Origin of the sequence: Burkholderia sp. Bp9012, from assembly GCF_003853825.1 — a bacterium.
Lineage (GTDB): Bacteria > Pseudomonadota > Gammaproteobacteria > Burkholderiales > Burkholderiaceae > Burkholderia > Burkholderia diffusa.
Map to the genome: position 1 here is coordinate 225,326 of NZ_QTQA01000005.1, position 17,828 is coordinate 243,153.

General features: G+C 67.9%; 16 protein-coding genes. 7 read left to right on the forward strand and 9 right to left on the reverse strand.

Translation table 11 applies throughout. The features are described 5' to 3' along the window. Positions 1-71: 71 nt before the first annotated feature. Together DIE11_RS09045 and DIE11_RS09050 are read right to left on the reverse strand one after the other, a co-directional pair. A complete protein-coding gene (locus tag DIE11_RS09045; RefSeq protein ID WP_124622989.1) occupies positions 72-1,205 on the reverse strand; it encodes a LysM peptidoglycan-binding domain-containing protein in 1,134 nt (377 codons plus the stop codon). Positions 1,206-1,225: 20 nt separating this feature from the next. Next, complete coding sequence (locus tag DIE11_RS09050; RefSeq protein WP_124622991.1) at positions 1,226-1,996, reverse strand: hypothetical protein; 771 nt, start codon at positions 1,994-1,996, stop codon at positions 1,226-1,228. A gap of 12 nt (positions 1,997-2,008) precedes the next feature. Here DIE11_RS09050 and DIE11_RS09055 point away from each other — a divergent pair, with 12 nt between their 5' ends. Beyond that, complete coding sequence (locus tag DIE11_RS09055) at positions 2,009-2,293, forward strand: hypothetical protein (protein ID WP_124622993.1); 285 nt, start codon at positions 2,009-2,011, stop codon at positions 2,291-2,293. A gap of 333 nt (positions 2,294-2,626) precedes the next feature. Here DIE11_RS09055 and DIE11_RS09060 read toward each other — a convergent pair whose 3' ends face one another. The 6 genes from DIE11_RS09060 to DIE11_RS09085 form a co-directional block, all read right to left on the reverse strand. Further along, positions 2,627-3,481 (reverse strand): amidohydrolase, encoded by an 855-nt coding sequence (locus DIE11_RS09060; RefSeq protein WP_124622995.1) that lies wholly within the window; start codon positions 3,479-3,481, stop codon positions 2,627-2,629. After that, on the reverse strand, positions 3,478-4,500 hold the full coding sequence (locus DIE11_RS09065) for a D-isomer specific 2-hydroxyacid dehydrogenase family protein (RefSeq protein WP_124622996.1): 1,023 nt from the start codon (positions 4,498-4,500) through the stop codon (positions 3,478-3,480). The genes DIE11_RS09060 and DIE11_RS09065 overlap by 4 nt, the downstream gene beginning before the upstream one ends. Next, the gene (locus DIE11_RS09070) at positions 4,497-5,570 is read right to left on the reverse strand and encodes a LacI family DNA-binding transcriptional regulator (protein ID WP_124622998.1); all 1,074 of its coding nucleotides are present in this window, start codon (positions 5,568-5,570) and stop codon (positions 4,497-4,499) included. The genes DIE11_RS09065 and DIE11_RS09070 overlap by 4 nt, the downstream gene beginning before the upstream one ends. Before the next feature lie 8 nt (positions 5,571-5,578). Beyond that, positions 5,579-7,462 (reverse strand): TRAP transporter large permease subunit, encoded by a 1,884-nt coding sequence (locus DIE11_RS09075; protein WP_124623000.1) that lies wholly within the window; start codon positions 7,460-7,462, stop codon positions 5,579-5,581. A 3-nt stretch (positions 7,463-7,465) separates the two neighbouring features. Then, positions 7,466-8,494 (reverse strand): TRAP transporter substrate-binding protein, encoded by a 1,029-nt coding sequence (locus tag DIE11_RS09080; protein ID WP_124623002.1) that lies wholly within the window; start codon positions 8,492-8,494, stop codon positions 7,466-7,468. A 237-nt stretch (positions 8,495-8,731) separates the two neighbouring features. Next, complete coding sequence (locus DIE11_RS09085) at positions 8,732-9,640, reverse strand: LysR substrate-binding domain-containing protein (protein ID WP_059607255.1); 909 nt, start codon at positions 9,638-9,640, stop codon at positions 8,732-8,734. A 113-nt stretch (positions 9,641-9,753) separates the two neighbouring features. On the opposite strand from DIE11_RS09085, the gene DIE11_RS09090 reads away from it, so the two are divergent. Next, complete coding sequence (locus DIE11_RS09090) at positions 9,754-10,692, forward strand: 2-hydroxyacid dehydrogenase (RefSeq protein WP_124623004.1); 939 nt, start codon at positions 9,754-9,756, stop codon at positions 10,690-10,692. A 70-nt stretch (positions 10,693-10,762) separates the two neighbouring features. Continuing rightward, a complete protein-coding gene (locus DIE11_RS09095; protein WP_124623006.1) occupies positions 10,763-12,139 on the forward strand; it encodes an MFS transporter in 1,377 nt (458 codons plus the stop codon). Positions 12,140-12,175: 36 nt separating this feature from the next. Here DIE11_RS09095 and DIE11_RS09100 read toward each other — a convergent pair whose 3' ends face one another. Next, entirely contained in the window at positions 12,176-13,144 is a 969-nt protein-coding gene (locus tag DIE11_RS09100) for a LysR family transcriptional regulator (RefSeq protein ID WP_124623008.1), read from the reverse strand. A gap of 365 nt (positions 13,145-13,509) precedes the next feature. On the opposite strand from DIE11_RS09100, the gene DIE11_RS09110 reads away from it, so the two are divergent. The 4 genes from DIE11_RS09110 (at position 13,510) to DIE11_RS09125 (ending at position 17,778) form a co-directional block, all read left to right on the forward strand. After that, positions 13,510-14,685, forward strand: a complete 1,176-nt coding sequence (locus DIE11_RS09110) for an HPP family protein (protein ID WP_124623012.1) — start codon at positions 13,510-13,512, stop codon at positions 14,683-14,685. 103 nt (positions 14,686-14,788) lie between these two features. Then, positions 14,789-15,202 (forward strand): MarR family winged helix-turn-helix transcriptional regulator, encoded by a 414-nt coding sequence (locus DIE11_RS09115; RefSeq protein WP_059607248.1) that lies wholly within the window; start codon positions 14,789-14,791, stop codon positions 15,200-15,202. Positions 15,203-15,232: 30 nt separating this feature from the next. Next, positions 15,233-17,020 (forward strand): chloride channel protein, encoded by a 1,788-nt coding sequence (locus tag DIE11_RS09120; RefSeq protein ID WP_124623014.1) that lies wholly within the window; start codon positions 15,233-15,235, stop codon positions 17,018-17,020. Between the two features lie 425 nt (positions 17,021-17,445). Continuing rightward, positions 17,446-17,778: a hypothetical protein gene (locus tag DIE11_RS09125; protein ID WP_174919636.1), complete on the forward strand. Its 333-nt coding sequence runs from the start codon at positions 17,446-17,448 to the stop codon at positions 17,776-17,778. Positions 17,779-17,828: the final 50 nt, after the last annotated feature.

Here is a 17,828-nt window from a genome sequence, read left to right on the forward strand (position 1 = left end):
CGAAAACGATCCGCCGTGCCGCGCGCCGTGGTTCACCTTCCCCGCCCCACCTTCTTCGCTCCACGCCGCGCCTACCGGACCGGAATCACGAGATGCTGGCCAGCCAGGATCAGGTTCGGGTTCGCGAGGTTGTTGCGGCGCTGGATCTCGCGATAGCGCTGGCCGCTGCCGAGCTTGCTCGCCGCGATCATGTTCAGCGTGTCGCCCGCCTTCACCACGTACGTCTTTTCGCCCGACGCGGCCGCGGTCGTCATCGTCTGGTCGCTGACGAAGTACTTGCGCAGCAGGTCCAGATACTGCGGCGACTGCTTGAGCTTCGCGATCGCGGCGTTCAGGTAGATGAGCAGGTCCTGGTCGTCGGCACGCACGCCGATCTTGTACGCGATGTTCGAGCCGTCGAGCTTGGTCACCGCGAACTTCAGGTCGGTGCCCTTGATCGAGCTGACCGCGAACGGATAGTCGTAGATGAACGCGTCGACCGCATGGCCGTCGAGGCTCTTCGCGATGAACGCCGGGTCGGAATCGTCGACCTCGACGAACCGGACGTTCGGATACTGGCGCGTGACGAATGCACGCACGTCCGGGTCGCCCTTCAGGATGCCGACCGTCTTGCCGGCAAGATCGTCGGCCGAGCGGATCGCGGAGCCTTGCCGCACGATCAGCGAATAGCCGAAATCATCGACGTACGGCACCGAGTAGACGACGCCCGCCGGCGTGTTGTCCGGGAACGTCAGCCCGTCCATCGCGACATCGACGACATGGTTGCCCTTCGCATCGGTGTCGAGCAGCTGCTTCGGCACGCCCGGATACGTGTCGACTTCGTGACGCGTATCGACGACGACCGGCTTGCCGCCGTGCGAGAACGACGGATCCGAGAACAGCAGCCGCGCGAATTCGACGTTGAAGCCGTGCGGCGCGCCCTTGTCCTCGCCGAAGAACGGCTCGCTCGGGTTCTGCACCGAGACGCGCACGACGCCGTTTTCGGCGATCGATTTCAGCGTGCTCGTCTGCGGCGTGAAGCCGGCCGGCAGCACGTTGGGGGACGTCGACGTCTGCGCGGGCTGGCCCACGTCGCCTGCCTGCGCGGACGTCGCGCCCGGCGCCGCATCGTGCGCGGGAATCAGTGTCGACAGGCCGCCCTGGTGGACGATCCATACGCCGACGAGCACCACCAGAAACACGACTGCACCGAGAAGTTTTTTCATGGTTGCGTGCCTGCGGGAAGTTATTGTTGTTTCGACGGCAATGCAGCGGCCTGTGCCGCATCGGGGCCGGGCACGGGCGTGCCGTTCATCACCGCCTGCTGTTGCGCCTGCTTGACCTCGGGATTGTCCAGCAGCGACGTCTCCATTTCGGAAAATGCCTTGTTCACCGAGCGCATCACCGAATCAACGGCCACGTCGGTCTTGATCTGCTCGAACGTATCGGCCGTCTGCCGGCCCGCGAGCTTGTTCATGTGCTGGGCCGCCTGCGACATGTCCCACATCGCCTTCGCGCGGTCGATCGCGGAGGCGAAATTCTTCAGTTCCGCCTGCACCTGCTTGTAGCGGCTTTCGCGAAACGCAAGCAGTTGCTTCATCGTGTCGAGCTGCGCGCGAAAGCGTGGTGCGTCTTCCGGATACTGCTTCTCGAACAGCTCGGTCTTGTTTTCGAAGTTCTTCACTTCGGTGCGGAAAGCGGTGATGCTGTCCGCGAATTTCTGCGCCGCCTGGCGCTTTTCCGCGAGCTGGTTGATGAGCGTCTCGATCGGATTCGACTGCGCTTCCTCGACGATCATCTTCACCTTCTGGTTCGCGAACTTCATCGCGACGACCGGCGCGAGATAGATCGCCCCGAGGCCGATCACGGCCGCCGTGATCAGCGCGATCATCCCCTTCAGGACGAACAGCGCGGCCGGTGCCGCGATCGCGACGCCGGCGATGATGATCGCCCATTTGATCAGCTTTGCCTTGCCACTCCCCGAACTGCCGTTTGCTTCATTCGAAAGCTGCGACATGAGTTTTTCTCCTTGAACCTCGAACTGAACTGCGTGCGTAAGCTGCGTCATGCTCAATCGAAATGCTTCGGACTCCGGTGCCGCCGCGCGCGCGGGAGGGTTGACGGCACGATGCGTGGACGCGTGGCGGCGGCGTCACGACACGCCGGTGTAAGCGTCATGCGCGATACGGTATTCGGGCGCGACGGGCTGGCGCGCGACGCGCCGGCGCCGATCGGCACCGCTCGTCGTCGCGGCCAGCGCGCGGACGGGAAAGTGTACCGATGCACGGTACGAAACGGGATGACGGATACGTGACGCGACGGGCGTCGGGAAAATCGCGGCGGGCCGGCGGCTGCGGCGCCGGGATTCCGGTACGAGTGCGTGAAGGCTCATCGTTGTTCTTGTGCGCGTCGCTGATGCGGGAACGCGCGGCCAGCGCGCCCCGCTCCAAATGCACGCACGTATCCTGCGCCGACCGGCATGCAGCGTCAAGCGGTCGGCACGGCGGCGCGTTGCCTTTTCGCGATCGAAAACGTGCGCGGTGCGTCAGCTTTCCGAACAGTAAGGATGTTGCCGACGCCGCGACGCATCGCGCCCGGTCGGGATGGATTTGCATCGAAGCGCGGCCCGCGGCCGGCCGACAGGATCTTACGTCGCGGCACCGATCGAAGTATCCGCATCGAACCCGTATAGCACGGCGGGATTGTCGACGAGTATCGCGCGGCCGACCGCCTCGTCCGCCGCGCAGGCGTGCAACCAGCCGAGCAGGTGCGCATCGTCGGGCACCGGCGACGCGTTCGGATGCGGCCAGTTGCTGCCCCACACGCAGCGCGCCGAATGTTCGCGCGCGAGCACGGTGGCAAGGCGTGCGACGTCGTCGTAACCGGGCGCACCGGATCGTGAAGTCTCGTAAGGCGCGGACAGCTTCACCCAAACGTGGCCGCGATCCAGCAGGCGCCGCAATGCGACGAACGCCGGCGCACCCGGAGCCACCGGCGTCAGGAACTTGCCCGTGTGATCGATGACGACACGCGCCGGCAAGGACGTCAACATCGCCTCGACGTCGGGCAGCGTCCGGCCATCGAGCTGCAGGTCGATGTGCCAGCCGAGCGGCGCGATTCGCGTGGCCATCCGCTCGAGCTCGTCCCATCGCGCGACGCCGCCCGACAGCGTCATGAACCGCACACCGCGGATGCCTCCCGCGTGCAGCCGCTCGAGCTCGGCGTCCGGCACGTCGACCGGCACCGTCGCGACGCCACGCGCCTGCTGGCCGAGCGCGGCCAGCGCATCGAGCGTGCAGCGGTTGTCGAACCCATAACCGGTCGGCTGCACGACGACCACGCGCGCGAGGCCAAGCGCCCGTTGCACGCGGCGATACGCGTCCACCGGCGCATGCGGCGGGCGGAACGTCGCCGTCGGCGCGAGCGGATACGCATCGTCGTAAATGTGAATATGGCAATCGCATGCGGGCGACGGCCGTGTACCGGCCAGGTCGTGCGTCATCGTGCGCCCGGCGCGGCGGATGCGTCGACCGACCGCCAGCGTGCGAGCCGCGTCGCGTGCGCGGCGTTGACCGCACCGTTCGGCACGCGTGCGTCAAGCAGCGCGGCGAGTTGTTCGACCGTCTCCAGTGCCTGATGCTCGACCGCCGGCCGCGTCAGCCCGCCGATATGCGGCGTGGCGATCACGCGCGGATGCGCGGCGAGCTCGGGCGTGGGCATCTGGTCCGTCGCGCGGCCGACATCGAGCGCGCAACCGGCCAGCCTGCCGCCGTCGAGCGCGTCGGCCAGCGCCTGCTCGTCGACGAGCTCGCCGCGCGACGCATTGATGAAGCACGCGCCCGGCTTCATCGCGGCGAACGCGCCCGCGTCGAACAGGTTCGCGGTGGCGGGCGTCGCCGGCGCGAGGCACACGACGTAGTCCGCATCGCGCAGCAAGGTCGTGCGGTCGACCTGTTCGATTGACGGCGTGTCGACCCGCACGTACGGATCGCACACGAGCACGCGCATCCCGAACGCCGCCGCGATCGGCGCGAGATGGCGCGCGATCTGTCCATAGCCGACCACGCCCAGCGTGCTGCCGCGCAATTCGCGGCCCATCCGCGGCAGCGGCGGCGTGCCGCGGTGGTACGTAGCGGCATAGGCGCCGATCCCGCGCGCGAGGTCGATCATCGCGCCGATCACCCACTCCGCGACGGCCGGCCCGAAACCGGGGCTCGCCTGCGTGACCAGCACGCCGAATTCGCTCGCCGCGTCGACGTCGACGGTACGAATGTCGACCGCGCAACGCAGGAACGCGGCAAGCGCGGGCAGCCCCGCGAACAGCGCGCGCGGCGCCGGCGTCTGCCGGTACGCGATCATCGCATCGCATCCTTGGGCGGCGGCGATCAGCTCGTCCGTGCCGAGCTCACGGTCGAGCGGATTGCACGTGACGTCCGCGATCGCCTGCAGCGCGCGCAGCGCCTTCGCACCGAAGTAGTAATCGAGCATCCCGGACGGATGGGTCACGTAGACGCGCGTCATGCAGGGGCTCCGTTCGATTCGACCGCACGCGGCGGCGGCGCGACCGATGCGCGCTCGATGAGCGTGACGCCCGGGAACACGCACTGCCCGGGCTCCGACAGGTCGCCGTCGTGCCGCATCACGCGCCGCACCATCTCCGCGGCCATGTCCGTGACGGGCAGTTGCACCGTGGTCAGCGCCGGCCACGAGATCGCCGACAGGAAGTGACCATCCATCCCGACGACCGACACATCGTCCGGCACGCGCAATCCGCCGTCGCGCAGCCCGGCCATCAGGCCCAGCGCGAACAGGTCGTTGACCGCGACGATGCCGGTCGGCCGCGCGGGATCGGCCGCGAGCGCGGCGCCGAGCGCACGTCCGACTTCGACGATCACGGCGTCGCCATATTCGTTCGCCGGACCGCCATCGAGCACTTGCGCATCGGCGCCCGCGTCGCGCGCTGCCGCGAGAAAGCCGCGAATCTTGTCGCTGCGGCTCACGGTGACGCCGGCCACCGTCGCGAATGCGAGCCGCGTATGGCCCGCGGCGACGAGGCAGTCGGTCGCGAGCCGCGCGGCCGCCTCGTTGTCGGCCGTCACGTGATCGACCTTCGATTGTGCGCCGGGCGTTGCGCGGCGGTCGTAGCTGACGACCGTCATCCCGCGTTCGGCCGCGCGTTCGAGGTGGCTTTCGTCGGCAAGCGACGAGATCACGATCACGCGCCGCACGCCGTGCGCGAACAGGTCGTCGAAGAACGACGCCTCCTTGCCCGCGTCGCGGTACGTGTTGCCGATCAGCACGCGATGGCCATACTGCTCCTGCGCGCAAGCCTCGATCTCGCGCGCAATGTAGCCGTACATCGGATTCGCCATCGACGGCACCAGCAGCCCGACGAGCGGCGTCTGTCCCGTCTTGAGCTGGCGCGCCAGCGTGCTCGGCCGGTACTGCAGCGCATCCATCGACGCCTTCACGCGTTCGAGCGTCTCCGGCTTCATCTGATCGGTGCGGCCGTTGAGCACGTTCGAAACCGTGCTGACCGAAACGGCCGCATGACGGGCCACGTCCTGAATCGTACTCATGTCGTCTTGCAATGAACGGGCTACAGGCCGAAACGGGCCGGCAGCCACAACGAAAACGCCGGTGCGAAGATCAGCGCCACGAGGGCGACCAACAGCACCAGCAGGTATTTCACCATCGGCCGCGCCACGCGCGCGACCTCGGTCCCCGTGATCGCGCAGGTCGTGAACAGCCCGAGCCCGACGGGCGGCGCGAACAATCCGAGCCCCATCGCCACCACCACGACCGTACCGAAATGCAGCGGGTTGATGCCGAGCTGCAGCGCGATCGGCGCGAGCAGCGGCCCGAAGATGATCAGCGCGGGCGCGCCTTCGAGCACGGCGCCGAACACGATCATCAGCAGCGCCGCCAGCAACAGGAACGCCGTCGAGCCGTACTGATGGGCAAACGCTGTCATTGTGCCCGAGACGAGCGCGGGAATCTGCTCGATCGACAACGCGAACGACACGCTCGACGCCGCCGCGACGATGAACAGGATACCGCTCGCCATCGACGCCGCACGCACGAACACGCGGCCGACCGAGCGCCAGGTCAGTTCGCGGAACGCCGCCCAGCCGACCACCAGCGCATAGACCACCGCGAACGCCGACACTTCCGTCGACGTCGCGATGCCCGACGTCACGCCCTTGCCGATCATCGCGACCATGATCAGCGCGACGAGCGCGCCGCCCGCGAGCGGCAGCCACGCGCGGCGTTCGACGAACACCGCGTCGATGTCGATCCGGCGTCCGCAGATCACGGTCACGACCGCCAGCGACGCGGCGAGCACGGCCGCCGGCACGATCCCCGCGACGAACAGCCCCGCGATCGAGATGTTCGCGACGAAGCCCATGATGATCATGTTCACGCACGGTGGGATCGTCTCGGCCATCACCGCGCTGCACGCAAGCAGCGCCGCGGTTTCGTCGGGATCCTGCCGCGCGCGGCGCACGGCCGGCATCACGACGCCGCCCACCGCCGCGATATCGGCCAGCTTCGAACCCGACACGCCGGAAAAGCACGCCGTCGCGAAGATCACGATCAGCCCGAGCCCGCCGCGCACGCGCCCGAAGATCCGCAGCAACAACTCGACGAGCCGCGCGGACATCCCGTTCGACTCCATCAGCAAGCCGGCCAGCACGAAGAACGGCACGGCGAGCAGCACGAAGTGATCGGCACCTGCCATCACCTGCTGCGAGTAGACGAGCAACGGCAGCGTCGGATCGGCGAGGAAGTAAAGCAGCGCCGAGAACGCGAGCACGAAGCCGATCGGCACGCCCAGCACGAGCCCGCCGACGAAGCCGGCGATCAGCAGCGCCCCCGGCGCGATCGCGTGCTCGGGCCGCAGCGCGTTCCAGCCGTACACGGCGCCTGCGAGCACGGCGCAGCACGCAAGCGTGCCGAGCACGCGGCGGCGCGGCGCGTTCAGTGCGTTCGCGAGCGCGAACACGCTCATGAACAGCGCGCCGAACATCATCGGATACACGTTGATCCATCCCGGCAGGCCGCCGGTCGTCAACTGATCGTACGAGTCGCCGAGCAACTGCCACGACGACGCCAGCAGGTTCAGCGACACCGCCGCGACGATCCAGTGCCCGATCTGCACGAGCGCGCCCTGCCAGCGTGCCGGCAGCCAGCCGCGGAACAGGTCGATGCCGACGTGCTGACTGCGGCCGAGCACCGTCGCCGCGCCGAAGAACACCAGCACGATCATCAGCGCGCTCGCGACCTCCTCGGCCCAGTCGACCGGATCGTGCAGGAAATAGCGGAAGACGACCGACACGAACACGACCAGCACGTCGACGGCCAGCACGGCGGCCGACACGTATTCGATCCAGCGCATCGCCGCATCCAGCGCGCGGGCAGCGCGCACGGGACGCCCTGGGTCGACGGCCGGCGCGACGCTCGAAACGGAACCGGTATCCATCGCTCAACCCCGCGCGGCGGCAATCGCCGGAAACAGCGGCGCGGTCGCCGGATACTGCTTCGCGAATGCCATGTAGAGGCGGTCGTGCATCGCCTGCCGCAACGCCGTGCGCTCGGCATCCGCCATCGGATGAAACGTCATCCCGTGCTGCTTCAGCGCCGCCTCCGCCTGCACGGCCTTCTGCGTCGCGATCGCGCGCTGCTGCGCGGTCGCGTCGGCCACCGCGCGGTCGAACGCCGGGCGCAGGTTTGCCGGAATCCGCTCGAGCGCGCGCCGCCCCATCACGACGGTCATCGCCGCGAACACGTGGTGCGATTGCCAGCAAGACTTGACGATCTCGTCGAAGCGGCTCGCGAGTACCGTGGCCGGATCGTGCTCGAGCCCGTCGACGACGCCCGTCTGCACGGCCATGTAGAGCTCGCCGAACGGAATCGGCGTCGGCACCGCGCCCATCACCTTGAAGGTGTCCATGAATGCCGGCGTCGGCAACACGCGCAGCTTCGTGCCCTTCACGCCCTGCAGCGCCGTCACCGGCTGCTTCGTGAACACGCAGCGTCCGCCGAAGTGCGAGCCCCAGGTCAGCACGGAGCAGCCCGCGCGCTTTTGCAGCAGCGCGTTCAGGCTGGTGCCGACCTGGCCGTCGAGCACCTTCGCGACGTGCGCATAACTGTCGAACAGGTAGCCGAGATCGAGCATGCCGAGCTCCGGCGCGACCGTGGCCCAGATCGACGAGCCCGCGATCATCATGTCGATCGCGCCGATCTTCACCTGCTGCGCGACGTCGCTCTCCTTGCCGAGCTGGCTGTTCGGAAAGTAGTCGACCCGAATCGCGTCGCCGACGCTCGCCTTCAGGTTCGCCGCGAGGCGCTCGTACCACACGTAGTGCGCGGCGTTCTGGTCGGCCGGCATCGACGACGAGCAGCGCAGCGTCACGGTCTGCGCCGCGCGGCCGATTTCCGGCAAGCCGCCCGCGACCGCGAGCGTGGCGGCGGACGCCGTTTGCAGAAAGCGCCGCCGGGTGAAGGTATTCATGGCCGTCTCCTTTCCAATCGTGTCTTCCGACTCGACTGTATCGATTTAGTGTATCGATACAGTAATACGACGACCGATGAGGGCGAAATGCGGGTTTTCCCGTGACGGGCATGAAAAAACGGAATTGCTGTGGCAATTTCGGGCCGGAGCGCAACGCGGAGCCGGCGCATTACGGTCTCTCGGACTCCTGGCGTGCGTCAGGCGTGCCGGCGGATATCGTCAGACAACTGACTTTTTCTAAACGACGACGCCGTCCGCCCCTTCCGTCAGAAACTGCCCGACCATCGCGTTGAACAGCGGCAGCGCCGGATTGTCGTTGTCCGCGCGCCACGCGAGATACAGCTCTGCCGCCACGTCGACGCCCGCGAGCGGCCGGAACACCACACCGTCGACATGCAGCTCGCGCGCCGAAGCCGGCACCAGCGCGGCACCCAGCCCGGCACGCACCAGGCCGAGGATCGTATGCGTCTGCCCGACGTAATGCAGGTAGTTCGGCAAGCGCCCCGCGCTGGCGAACATCCCCGAGATCATGTCGTGGAAGTACTTGCCCTCGTTCGGCGAATACGCGATGAACGGCTGCCGGTCCAGCTCGTCCGGGCCGATCCGCTCGTACGCCGCCAGCGGCGTGCCCTGCGCGACCGCGACGAGCATCGGCTCGCGCTGCACGAGCCGGTATTCGAGCGGATGGCGCGCCGCGCGCTGGCGCACGAAGCCCGCATCGAGCATGCGCGACGCGAGCGCGTCGATCTGCACGGTCGACACCATTTCGCGCAGTTCGACGTCGACGTCCGGCAGCGCGTGCGCCGCATGCGCGAGCAGCGCCGGAATCATTCGGTACGCGCTGACGGCCGTGAAGCCGAGCGTGATGCGGCCAGCCCCGCCGTGCGCGACGCGCTGCGCAGCCTGCTCGGCCCGCGCGGAAAACTCGAGGATGTGCCGCGCATCGCGCAGGAAGCGCTCGCCGGCCGCGGTCAGCCTGACCTGCCGGCTGCTGCGTTCGAGCAGCGCGATGCCGAGCGCATGTTCGAGCAACTGGATCTGCCGGCTGAGCGGTGGCTGCGTCATGAAGAGCCGCTTGGCCGCACGGCCGAAATGGAGTTCCTCGGCCACGGCGACGAAGCAACGAAGCTGGTTCAGTTCAATCATTCAAATCGTGAATCAATCAATAGTCTCTTGATGTTAGACCGATATCGATACGGTTCCTATACTCGGTTGCACCTGATGCGCGGCCCGCGCCGCGTACGACGACCGAGACCTTCATGACCATCGACATCCTGCTCACCCAGCCACTTCCCGACGCCATCGACGCCGAACTGTCGGCCCGCTACGCGGTGCATCGCCTGTACGCTGCCGACCAGCCGGACGCGCTGCTCGACCGCGTCGCGTCGCGCATCCGCGGCGTTGTCACGGGAGGCGCGAACGGGTTGTCCGCCGCGTTGATGGACCGGCTGAGCGCGCTCGAAATCGTCGCGATCAACGGCATCGGCACCGACGCCGTCGATCTCGATCGCGCCCGCGCACGCGGCATTCACGTGACGACGACACCCGACGTGCTGACCGACGACGTCGCCGACATGGCGATGGGCCTGATCCTGATGACGCTGCGCGACCTCGGCGCCGGCGAGCGCATCGTGCGCGCCGGCCGCTGGGGCAAGACCGCGCAGCCGCTCGCGACGCAGGTGACGGGCAAGCGGCTCGGCATCGTCGGCCTCGGCCGCGTCGGACGCGCGATCGCGCAGCGCGCGCAGGCGTTCCGGATGCCGGTCAGCTACTTCGGCCCGCGCGAACATCGCGACAGCGGCTACCGCTACGTGCCCGACCTGGTCGCGCTCGCGCGCGACAGCGACGTGCTCGTGCTCGCGGCATCGGCCGATCACGGCAACGTGCTCGTGACGGCCGACGTGCTCGCCGCGCTTGGCCACCAAGGATTCCTGATCAATGTCGCGCGCGGCAAGCTCGTCGACGAAGCCGAGCTCGTGCGCGCGCTCGCGGACGGCACGATCGCCGGCGCGGGCCTCGACGTGTTCGCGGACGAACCGCGCGTGCCGGCCGCGCTGCTCGAACTCGAACGCGTCGTCGTGCAGCCGCACCGCGCGAGCGCCACGCACGAGACACGCGACGCCATGGGCCGGATCGTGCTCGCCAACCTCGCCGCGTGCTTCGCGGGCCAGCGCCCGCCGACCAGCGTCACGAACTGAGCGCCGCCTGCTTTCCCCGACCACGACACCAAACCAATCACCTTCGCACGACGAAGGCCAGGAGACTCGCATGCCCAATCGATCCAGCGGCAGCGCCGCCGTCGCCGCGTCGCCCGCTTCATCCACCGCGTCGCGCACGATCGGCCGCGTCCGTTACACGGTCCTCGCGCTGATCTTCGCCGTCACCGTCGTCAACTATGCGGATCGCGCGACGATGTCCATCGCCGGCACCGGCGTCGCGCACGACCTCGGGCTGACGCCCGTGCAGCTCGGTATCGTCTTTTCCGCGTTCGCGTGGGCCTATGCGATCGGCCAGATTCCGGGCGGCTGGCTGCTCGACCGCTTCGGCGCGCGCCGCGTGTACGGCCTGAGCCTGCTGCTGTGGTCGGTCTTCACGATGCTGCAGGGCACGGTCGGCTGGTTTGCCGCGCAGGGGGCCGCCGCGACGTTCGCGCTGTTCGCGATGCGCTTCATGCTCGGCCTGGTCGAATCGCCGGCGTTCCCGGCCAATTCGCGGATCGTCGCGTGCTGGTTCCCGACTGCCGAGCGCGGCACCGCATCGGCACTGTTCAATTCCGCGCAGTACATGGCCGTCGTGCTGTTCGCGCCCGCGATGGCGTGGCTGACGCACGCGCTCGGCTGGGAACACGCGTTCCTGTGGATGGGGATGCTCGGCGTCGCGCTGTCGGCGCTCTGGTTCGCGTGGTATCGCGAGCCGCACAGCCATCCGCGCGTGAGCGACGCCGAGCGCGACGACCTGCGCCAACGCGGCGCGCTCGTCGATCTCGAGGCGAACCGCGTCCGGCACCGGCAGCGCGTATCGTGGCGCGACGCATCGCAGCTGTTCCGCCACCGGAACCTGTGGGCGATCTATGTCGGCCAGTACGCCATCACGGCGCTCACCTATTTCTTCATCACGTGGTTCCCGATCTACCTGATCAAGGGCCGCGGAATGACGATCATGGAGGCCGGCTGGGTCGCCGCGCTGCCGGCGCTCTGCGGCTTCACCGGCGGTGTGCTCGGCGGCGTGCTGTCGGACTGGCTGATCCGGCGCGGCGTGCATCCGTCGCGCGCACGCAAGACGCCGTTCGTCGTGGGGATGGCGATGGCGACGCTGCTCGTGCTTGCGAACGGCGCGTCGTCGAACACCGTCGTGATCGCGCTGATGACGATCGCGTTCTTCGGCAAGGGCCTCGCGGCGGTCGGCTGGGCCGTGCTTGCCGATACCGCGCCGGAAGGCATGGTCGGCCTGAGCGGTGGCGTGTTCAACGGCCTCGGCAACATCGCGGGGATCGTCACGCCGCTCGCGATCGGCTATTTCGTCGCGCACACGGGCTCGTTCGCGGGCGCGCTGTGGTTCGTCGCAGCACACGGGCTGATCGGCATCGCCGCCTACGCGTGGCTCGCCGGCCGCTTCGAACGGATTCGGGTCACGCCGCACGCATGACGCCCGGCGCCGCCGGGCGAGCGAACGGCGGCAGCATCACGCGCGCTGGCGGCTGCCCGGCGCCGGCTCGACGGCGAGCCGGTCGAGTTCGCGCAGATCGTTCTCCAGCGCCGGCGTGAGCGTCGTACGCAGATGGTCGAGGAAGGTGCGGATCTTCGCGTCGAGATAGCGGCGTGTCGCATAGACGGCATACACGCTGACCGTCTGCAGCCGGTAATCGGGCAGCACGCGAATCAGCCGCCCTTCGCGGATGTCGTCGAGCACGGTGTACAGCGCGACGCACGCGATGCCGCGCCCGGCCCGCACCGCGACGCACAGCGCATCCGGTACGTTGACCTGGAACGGTGCTGGCTGCAGCTCGTACACCGTATCCTCGCCGTCGCCGCGCTCGAGCCGCCACTCGCTGGCCGGCGATGCGGGCGTATCGAGGCGCAGGCACACGTGGTTCGGCAGATCATCGGGCGTCGTCGGCGTGCCATGCCGCGCCAGGTATTCGCGCGATGCGACCAGCACGCTGCAACTCGTTCCGCAAGTCTGCGCGACGTAGCCGGAATCGGGCAGCTGCGACGCGGTCACGATCGACACGTCGTAGCCTTCCTCGACGAGGTTCGGCATCCGCTGCGCGAGCGTCAGCTCGATCGAAACGTCCGGGTTGTCTTCCTGGTAGCGCACGATCGACGATACGACATGACTCTGCCCGAGCCCCGTCATCGCATGGATGCGCATCTTGCCGCTCGGCCGCAGCAGCGCGTTGCGCGCCTCGGCGTTCGCGTAGTCGAATTCGGCGAGGATCGATTTCGCACGCTCGAAGTAGCGTTCGCCGCTTTCGGTGAGGCCGAGATGGCGCGTCGTGCGATGCAGCAGCCGCGTCTGTACGTGAGCTTCGAGATTCGACACCGCGCGCGACACCTGCGCTGTGGTCGCATCGATTTCTTTGGCGACCGCGGTGAAACTGCCGGCTTCGACGACGCGCACGAACAGGCGCATGTTTTCGAGCATGTCCATTGAATTGGCTTGGGGAGTGTCGGTGGGAAAACGTCGGCGGCGCTCGCGTCAGACGGGAATCGGAGCGTGCGCGCGAACGATGCGCAAGCGATCGCCATGCCGGGGAACGGGCGGGAGAGCGGGCATCGCGTGCGTGGTTGTGGCATATCGGGGGATTCGGTGGCCCGAATTGTACGCCGCCGCAGACAAATTTGCGCGGTTGCAGCGTCGCCAAGCTTTCATCTGATGAAGGGTTTTTGCAAGACGGACGCGTCGCGCGCCTGCAACGTCTTGATGCAGCGCGACAATTTATATCACAACACGATATAATCTGCGCCTTCCTTGCGCTGCGTCATCCGCGTCGTCATTTTTACCGCTTATCGTCCATGTCGTCAGGCTCCTCCCCGTCGCGCCGCACATTCCGTCAATGGCTGCACAGCTTCATTCCCCATCCGATGACGCTCGGCTGGCGCGAGCGCATGCGCTCGTGCACGGGCGCGCTCGTCGGCATCGCGACGGTCGGCGTCACGATGCGGCTGCTGCCCGGCGTGCCGGGCCTCGTGCCGCTGCTCGTCGCGCCGATGGGGGCGTCGGCGGTGCTGCTGTTCGCGGTGCCCGCGAGTCCGCTCGCGCAGCCGTGGTCGATCATCGGCGGCAATCTGGTGGCGGCGACCGTCGGCGTCGCGTGCGCGCAGTCGATCGCCGATCCGATCACTGCCGCCGCGGTTGCGGTCGCCCTCGCGATCGGCGGCATGTTCGTCCTGCGCTGCGTGCACCCGCCGTCGGGCGCGGTCGCGCTGACGGCCGTGCTCGGCGGCCCCGCGATCCACTCGCTCGGCTTCGGCTTCGTGGTCGAGCCGATCGCGCTGCAATCGGCGATCCTGCTGTCGGCCGCGCTCGTGTACCACGCGCTGACAGGCCACCGCTATCCGCACGGCGGCGTGCGTCCCGACGCGAAGCCGCAAGACGCCAACGCCGCGCCGGCACGCGGCGGCTTCACGCGCGCCGATCTCGACGCCGTGCTGAAGCGCCGCGGCGAATGGCTCGACGTCGATCCGGACGACCTCGAGATGCTGCTGCGCGAAACCGAGATGCAAGCGTATGCGCGCACGTTCAGCCAGCTCACGTGCGCCGACCTGATGACGAAGAACGCGATCGAAGTCGCCCCGTCGACGTCGGTGACGGCGGCGCTGACGCTGCTCGACCGCCATCGCGTGAAGGCACTGCCCGTCGTGGACGGCGACGATCGCCTGATCGGCATCGTCACGCGCGCCGACCTCACGCGCCAGCTGCGCCGCCCCGCTCCGCTGTGGCAGCAGCTGGCCGCGCGGCTGCCGCAGCCGTTCGGCGGCCAGCCGCCCAGCGTCGCGACAGTGATGACCCGCGACGTCGCGTCCGTGCCGCAGACCATGCCGATCACCGCGCTGGTGCCGCTGTTTACACATTCGGGCCACCACCACATCCCGGTCGTCGACGCATCGCGACGGCTCGTCGGCATCATTACGCAGACGGATCTCGTCACGGGCCTGTACCAGCAGACGCGGATGCTCGAGGCCGCGTAACGCCGACGAACAACGAAATGTGCTCCATTCCGCTGAAAATCGTCCATTTATATCATATTGTGATATATTTCACGTTGCCGAAACTCCTGCCCGACCGACCGCAATGACCGATACCCGACGCTCGCTGACCAAAGCCGATTTCCAGCAACTGTCCGAGTTCCGCTACCAGATGCGCCGCTTCGAGCGCTTCTCCGAACGCGCCGCGCAAAGCGAAGGCGTGACGCCGCTGCAGTATCTGCTGCTGCTGCACATCAAGGGCTACCCGCATCGCGAATGGGCCACCATCGGCGAACTCGCCGAACGCCTGCAGGCGCAGCATCACGGCGTCGTCGCGCTAGTGACGCGCTGCGAGGCGCTCGGGCTCGTGAAGCGCAAGACGAGCGAAGCGGACCGCCGGCAGGTCGAGGTCCACCTCGAGGAAGCCGGCGAAACGCTGCTCGCCCGCCTCGCGGCCATGCACCGCACGGAACTGAAATCGCTCAAGGGCACGTTCCAGGTTCCGCAGATCGATTATTGACCCAGGCTTGACCAACCTTTCCCTGCTCCGATGAACGCACCACACAAACGCGATTTCTCGACCAACGAACGCCTGCCCAGAATAGCATTGCTGGCCGCCGGGATCGGCGTGCTCAGCACGCTGGCGGCGTTCGTGCTGTTGAGCCTGATCCACCTGTTCACGAACCTGTTCTTCTTTCAGCAGTTCTCGTTCGCCGACCGCTCGCCCGCCCACAACACGCTCGGCGCGTGGGTGATCGTCGTGCCGGTGATCGGCGGGCTGATCGTCGGGTTGATGGCGCGTTTCGGTTCGGAGAAGATCCGCGGCCACGGCATTCCCGAAGCGATCGAGGCGATCCTGTTCGGCAAGAGCCGCATGTCGCCGAAGGTTGCGATCCTCAAGCCGCTGTCGTCCGGCGTCGTGATCGGAAGCGGCGGCCCGTTCGGTGCCGAGGGCCCGATCATCATGACGGGCGGCGCGCTCGGCTCGCTGATCGCGCAATGCGTGCACGTGACCGCGGCCGAACGCAAGACGCTGCTCGTCGCGGGCGCGGCCGCCGGCATGACCGCCGTGTTCGGCACGCCGGTCGCCGCCGTGCTGCTCGCGGTCGAACTGCTGCTGTTCGAATGGCGTCCGCGCAGTTTCCTGCCGGTCGCGCTCGCGTGCGCGGTGGCCGGTTTCGCCCGCGCCGTGTTCTTCGGTGTCGGCCCGCTGTTTCCGCTGGCCACCGCGTCGCCGACGCCCGTCGCGCTGCTGTCGTGCATCATCGCGGGCCTGCTGTCGGGCATGCTCGCATGCGGCCTGTCGGCCGCGCTGTACCGCGTCGAGGACGCCTTCGCGAAGCTGCCTGTGCACTGGATGTGGTGGCCGGCGCTCGGCGCGATCGTGATCGGCGTCGGCGGCTGGCTCGAGCCGCGCGCGCTCGGCGTCGGCTACGACGTGATCGGCGACCTGCTGCACCAGCACATCGCGCTGAAAATCGCGCTCGCACTGCTGATCGTGAAGGCCGTGATGTGGGTGATCGCGCTCGGCTCCGGCACGTCGGGAGGCGTGCTGGCCCCGCTGCTGATGCTCGGCGCCGGCCTCGGCACCGTGCTGTCGCCGGTGCTGCCCGGCGGCGATCCGGCGCTCTGGCCGCTCGTCTGCATGGCCGCGACGCTCGGCGCGACGCTCGGCGCGCCGCTGACCGCGATCGTGTTCGCGTTCGGCCTCACGCACGACGCGAACGCACTGCTGCCGCTGCTCGCCGCGACGCTCGTCGCGCACGGCTTCGCGACCGTCGTGATGAAGCGTTCGATCATGACGGAAAAGATCGCGCGCCGCGGGTATCACATCTACCGCGAATACGGCGTCGATCCGCTCGAACGCCATGACGTGGCCGAAGTGATGACCTCGGCCGACGCGCTCGTCGCGATCGACGGCGCCACGACGCTCGACGCAGTCGAGTCGCAGTACTTCGGCGTAAAGCAGACACACCGTGCATACCCGGTCGTGCAGAACGGCCGCCTGCTCGGCATCGTCGATCGCGCGACGCTCGACGCGCAGCGCGCGCAGGCCGGTCCCGGCGGCGTGCTCGCGAACGCGTTCGCCGAGCATGTGCCGGCCGTCGCGCAGGCGCACGAAACGTGCCGCGTGGTCGCATCGCGGCTCGCGATGCTCGGCCTTGAACGCCTGCCGGTCGTCGACGATCCGCAATCGCTGCGCATCATCGGCATCGTGTCGCGCAGCGACTTGATCAAGCCCGCGCTCCAGCACTTCGACGACGAACAGAAGCGCGAACGCTTCCGTCCGGTCGTACCCGTCAACCTGCGCGACGCAGGTATGCGCAAGGCCGGCTGATACGCACCGCGCGCGCCGCCGCGTCCGGCGTTTAAACTTCGTTGACAATCGATCGGACGAAAGTTTGTCATCATGGTACTCATGCGACGGGGCCATCATTCAGCCGTTCCACATCGTCATCCAATAAAGAAGCGTCGCGGCGCGACATGCAGACACATGCAGCACGCCGCGGCCGTCAATCCGCCACACCTCAGGGCAGCGAGCCGACCTCACGACGCATGACGTCGTTGTCGCGTCTCCACACGGACCGCGCACGACGCATGCCGCCGCGCGACAGAACGCATTGCATCCGGAGTGCCGTTTGGCAAGCGCGTTAACAACTTGTTTCGGAATCGCCGGAACCGCATTCGTCCGATGCAATCTCACAGGCACGCAGTTCTGCTGCGCATCCCACTCAATCAATCACGACTCGAGGGAGATAAAACGTGAACGTGAAATACTTACCGCTCATCGCATTGACCGTGGCAATTTCTGCTCACGCGGCCGATCCGGCCGTGCAGAACGTGGGACAAAGCCAGAAGGCCGCCCCGGACGTCTCGGCGTGCATCGCCAAGACCTGGGCCGACAAGTCGCAACAGCAGGTGATCTCGCAGAACGTGCTCGCGAACGGCCTCGCGACCGATGTCTACGCACCGGGCCAGCAGCCGCCGAACGGCGTGGCCGCGATGGTTCGCCCGTCGTCGAAGCCGGACGCGAAGACGTGGGTCGGCGTGCGCGGCGACGCGGCTGCCGCCGGCGACATCAGCGCCTGCCTGTAAGCCCCGCGCCGGACGGCGTTGCGCCGTCCGCATGCGACAAGCCCCGCCTA

Excerpts from the sequence above, each read along its gene's own strand:
- DIE11_RS09100 (WP_124623008.1), bottom strand. The coding sequence starts at position 13,144 with ATGGACATGCTCGAAAACATGCGCCTGTTCGTGCGCGTCGTCGAAGCC.
- DIE11_RS09060 (WP_124622995.1), bottom strand. The coding sequence starts at position 3,481 with ATGACGCACGACCTGGCCGGTACACGGCCGTCGCCCGCATGCGATTGC.
- DIE11_RS09110 (WP_124623012.1), top strand. The coding sequence starts at position 13,510 with ATGTCGTCAGGCTCCTCCCCGTCGCGCCGCACATTCCGTCAATGGCTG.
- DIE11_RS09085 (WP_059607255.1), bottom strand. The coding sequence starts at position 9,640 with ATGATTGAACTGAACCAGCTTCGTTGCTTCGTCGCCGTGGCCGAGGAA.
- DIE11_RS09120 (WP_124623014.1), top strand. The coding sequence starts at position 15,233 with ATGAACGCACCACACAAACGCGATTTCTCGACCAACGAACGCCTGCCC.
- DIE11_RS09050 (WP_124622991.1), bottom strand. The coding sequence starts at position 1,996 with ATGTCGCAGCTTTCGAATGAAGCAAACGGCAGTTCGGGGAGTGGCAAG.
- DIE11_RS09095 (WP_124623006.1), top strand. The coding sequence starts at position 10,763 with ATGCCCAATCGATCCAGCGGCAGCGCCGCCGTCGCCGCGTCGCCCGCT.
- DIE11_RS09115 (WP_059607248.1), top strand. The coding sequence starts at position 14,789 with ATGACCGATACCCGACGCTCGCTGACCAAAGCCGATTTCCAGCAACTG.
- DIE11_RS09090 (WP_124623004.1), top strand. The coding sequence starts at position 9,754 with ATGACCATCGACATCCTGCTCACCCAGCCACTTCCCGACGCCATCGAC.
- DIE11_RS09065 (WP_124622996.1), bottom strand. The coding sequence starts at position 4,500 with ATGACGCGCGTCTACGTGACCCATCCGTCCGGGATGCTCGATTACTAC.
- DIE11_RS09045 (WP_124622989.1), bottom strand. The coding sequence starts at position 1,205 with ATGAAAAAACTTCTCGGTGCAGTCGTGTTTCTGGTGGTGCTCGTCGGC.
- DIE11_RS09075 (WP_124623000.1), bottom strand. The coding sequence starts at position 7,462 with ATGGATACCGGTTCCGTTTCGAGCGTCGCGCCGGCCGTCGACCCAGGG.
- DIE11_RS09080 (WP_124623002.1), bottom strand. The coding sequence starts at position 8,494 with ATGAATACCTTCACCCGGCGGCGCTTTCTGCAAACGGCGTCCGCCGCC.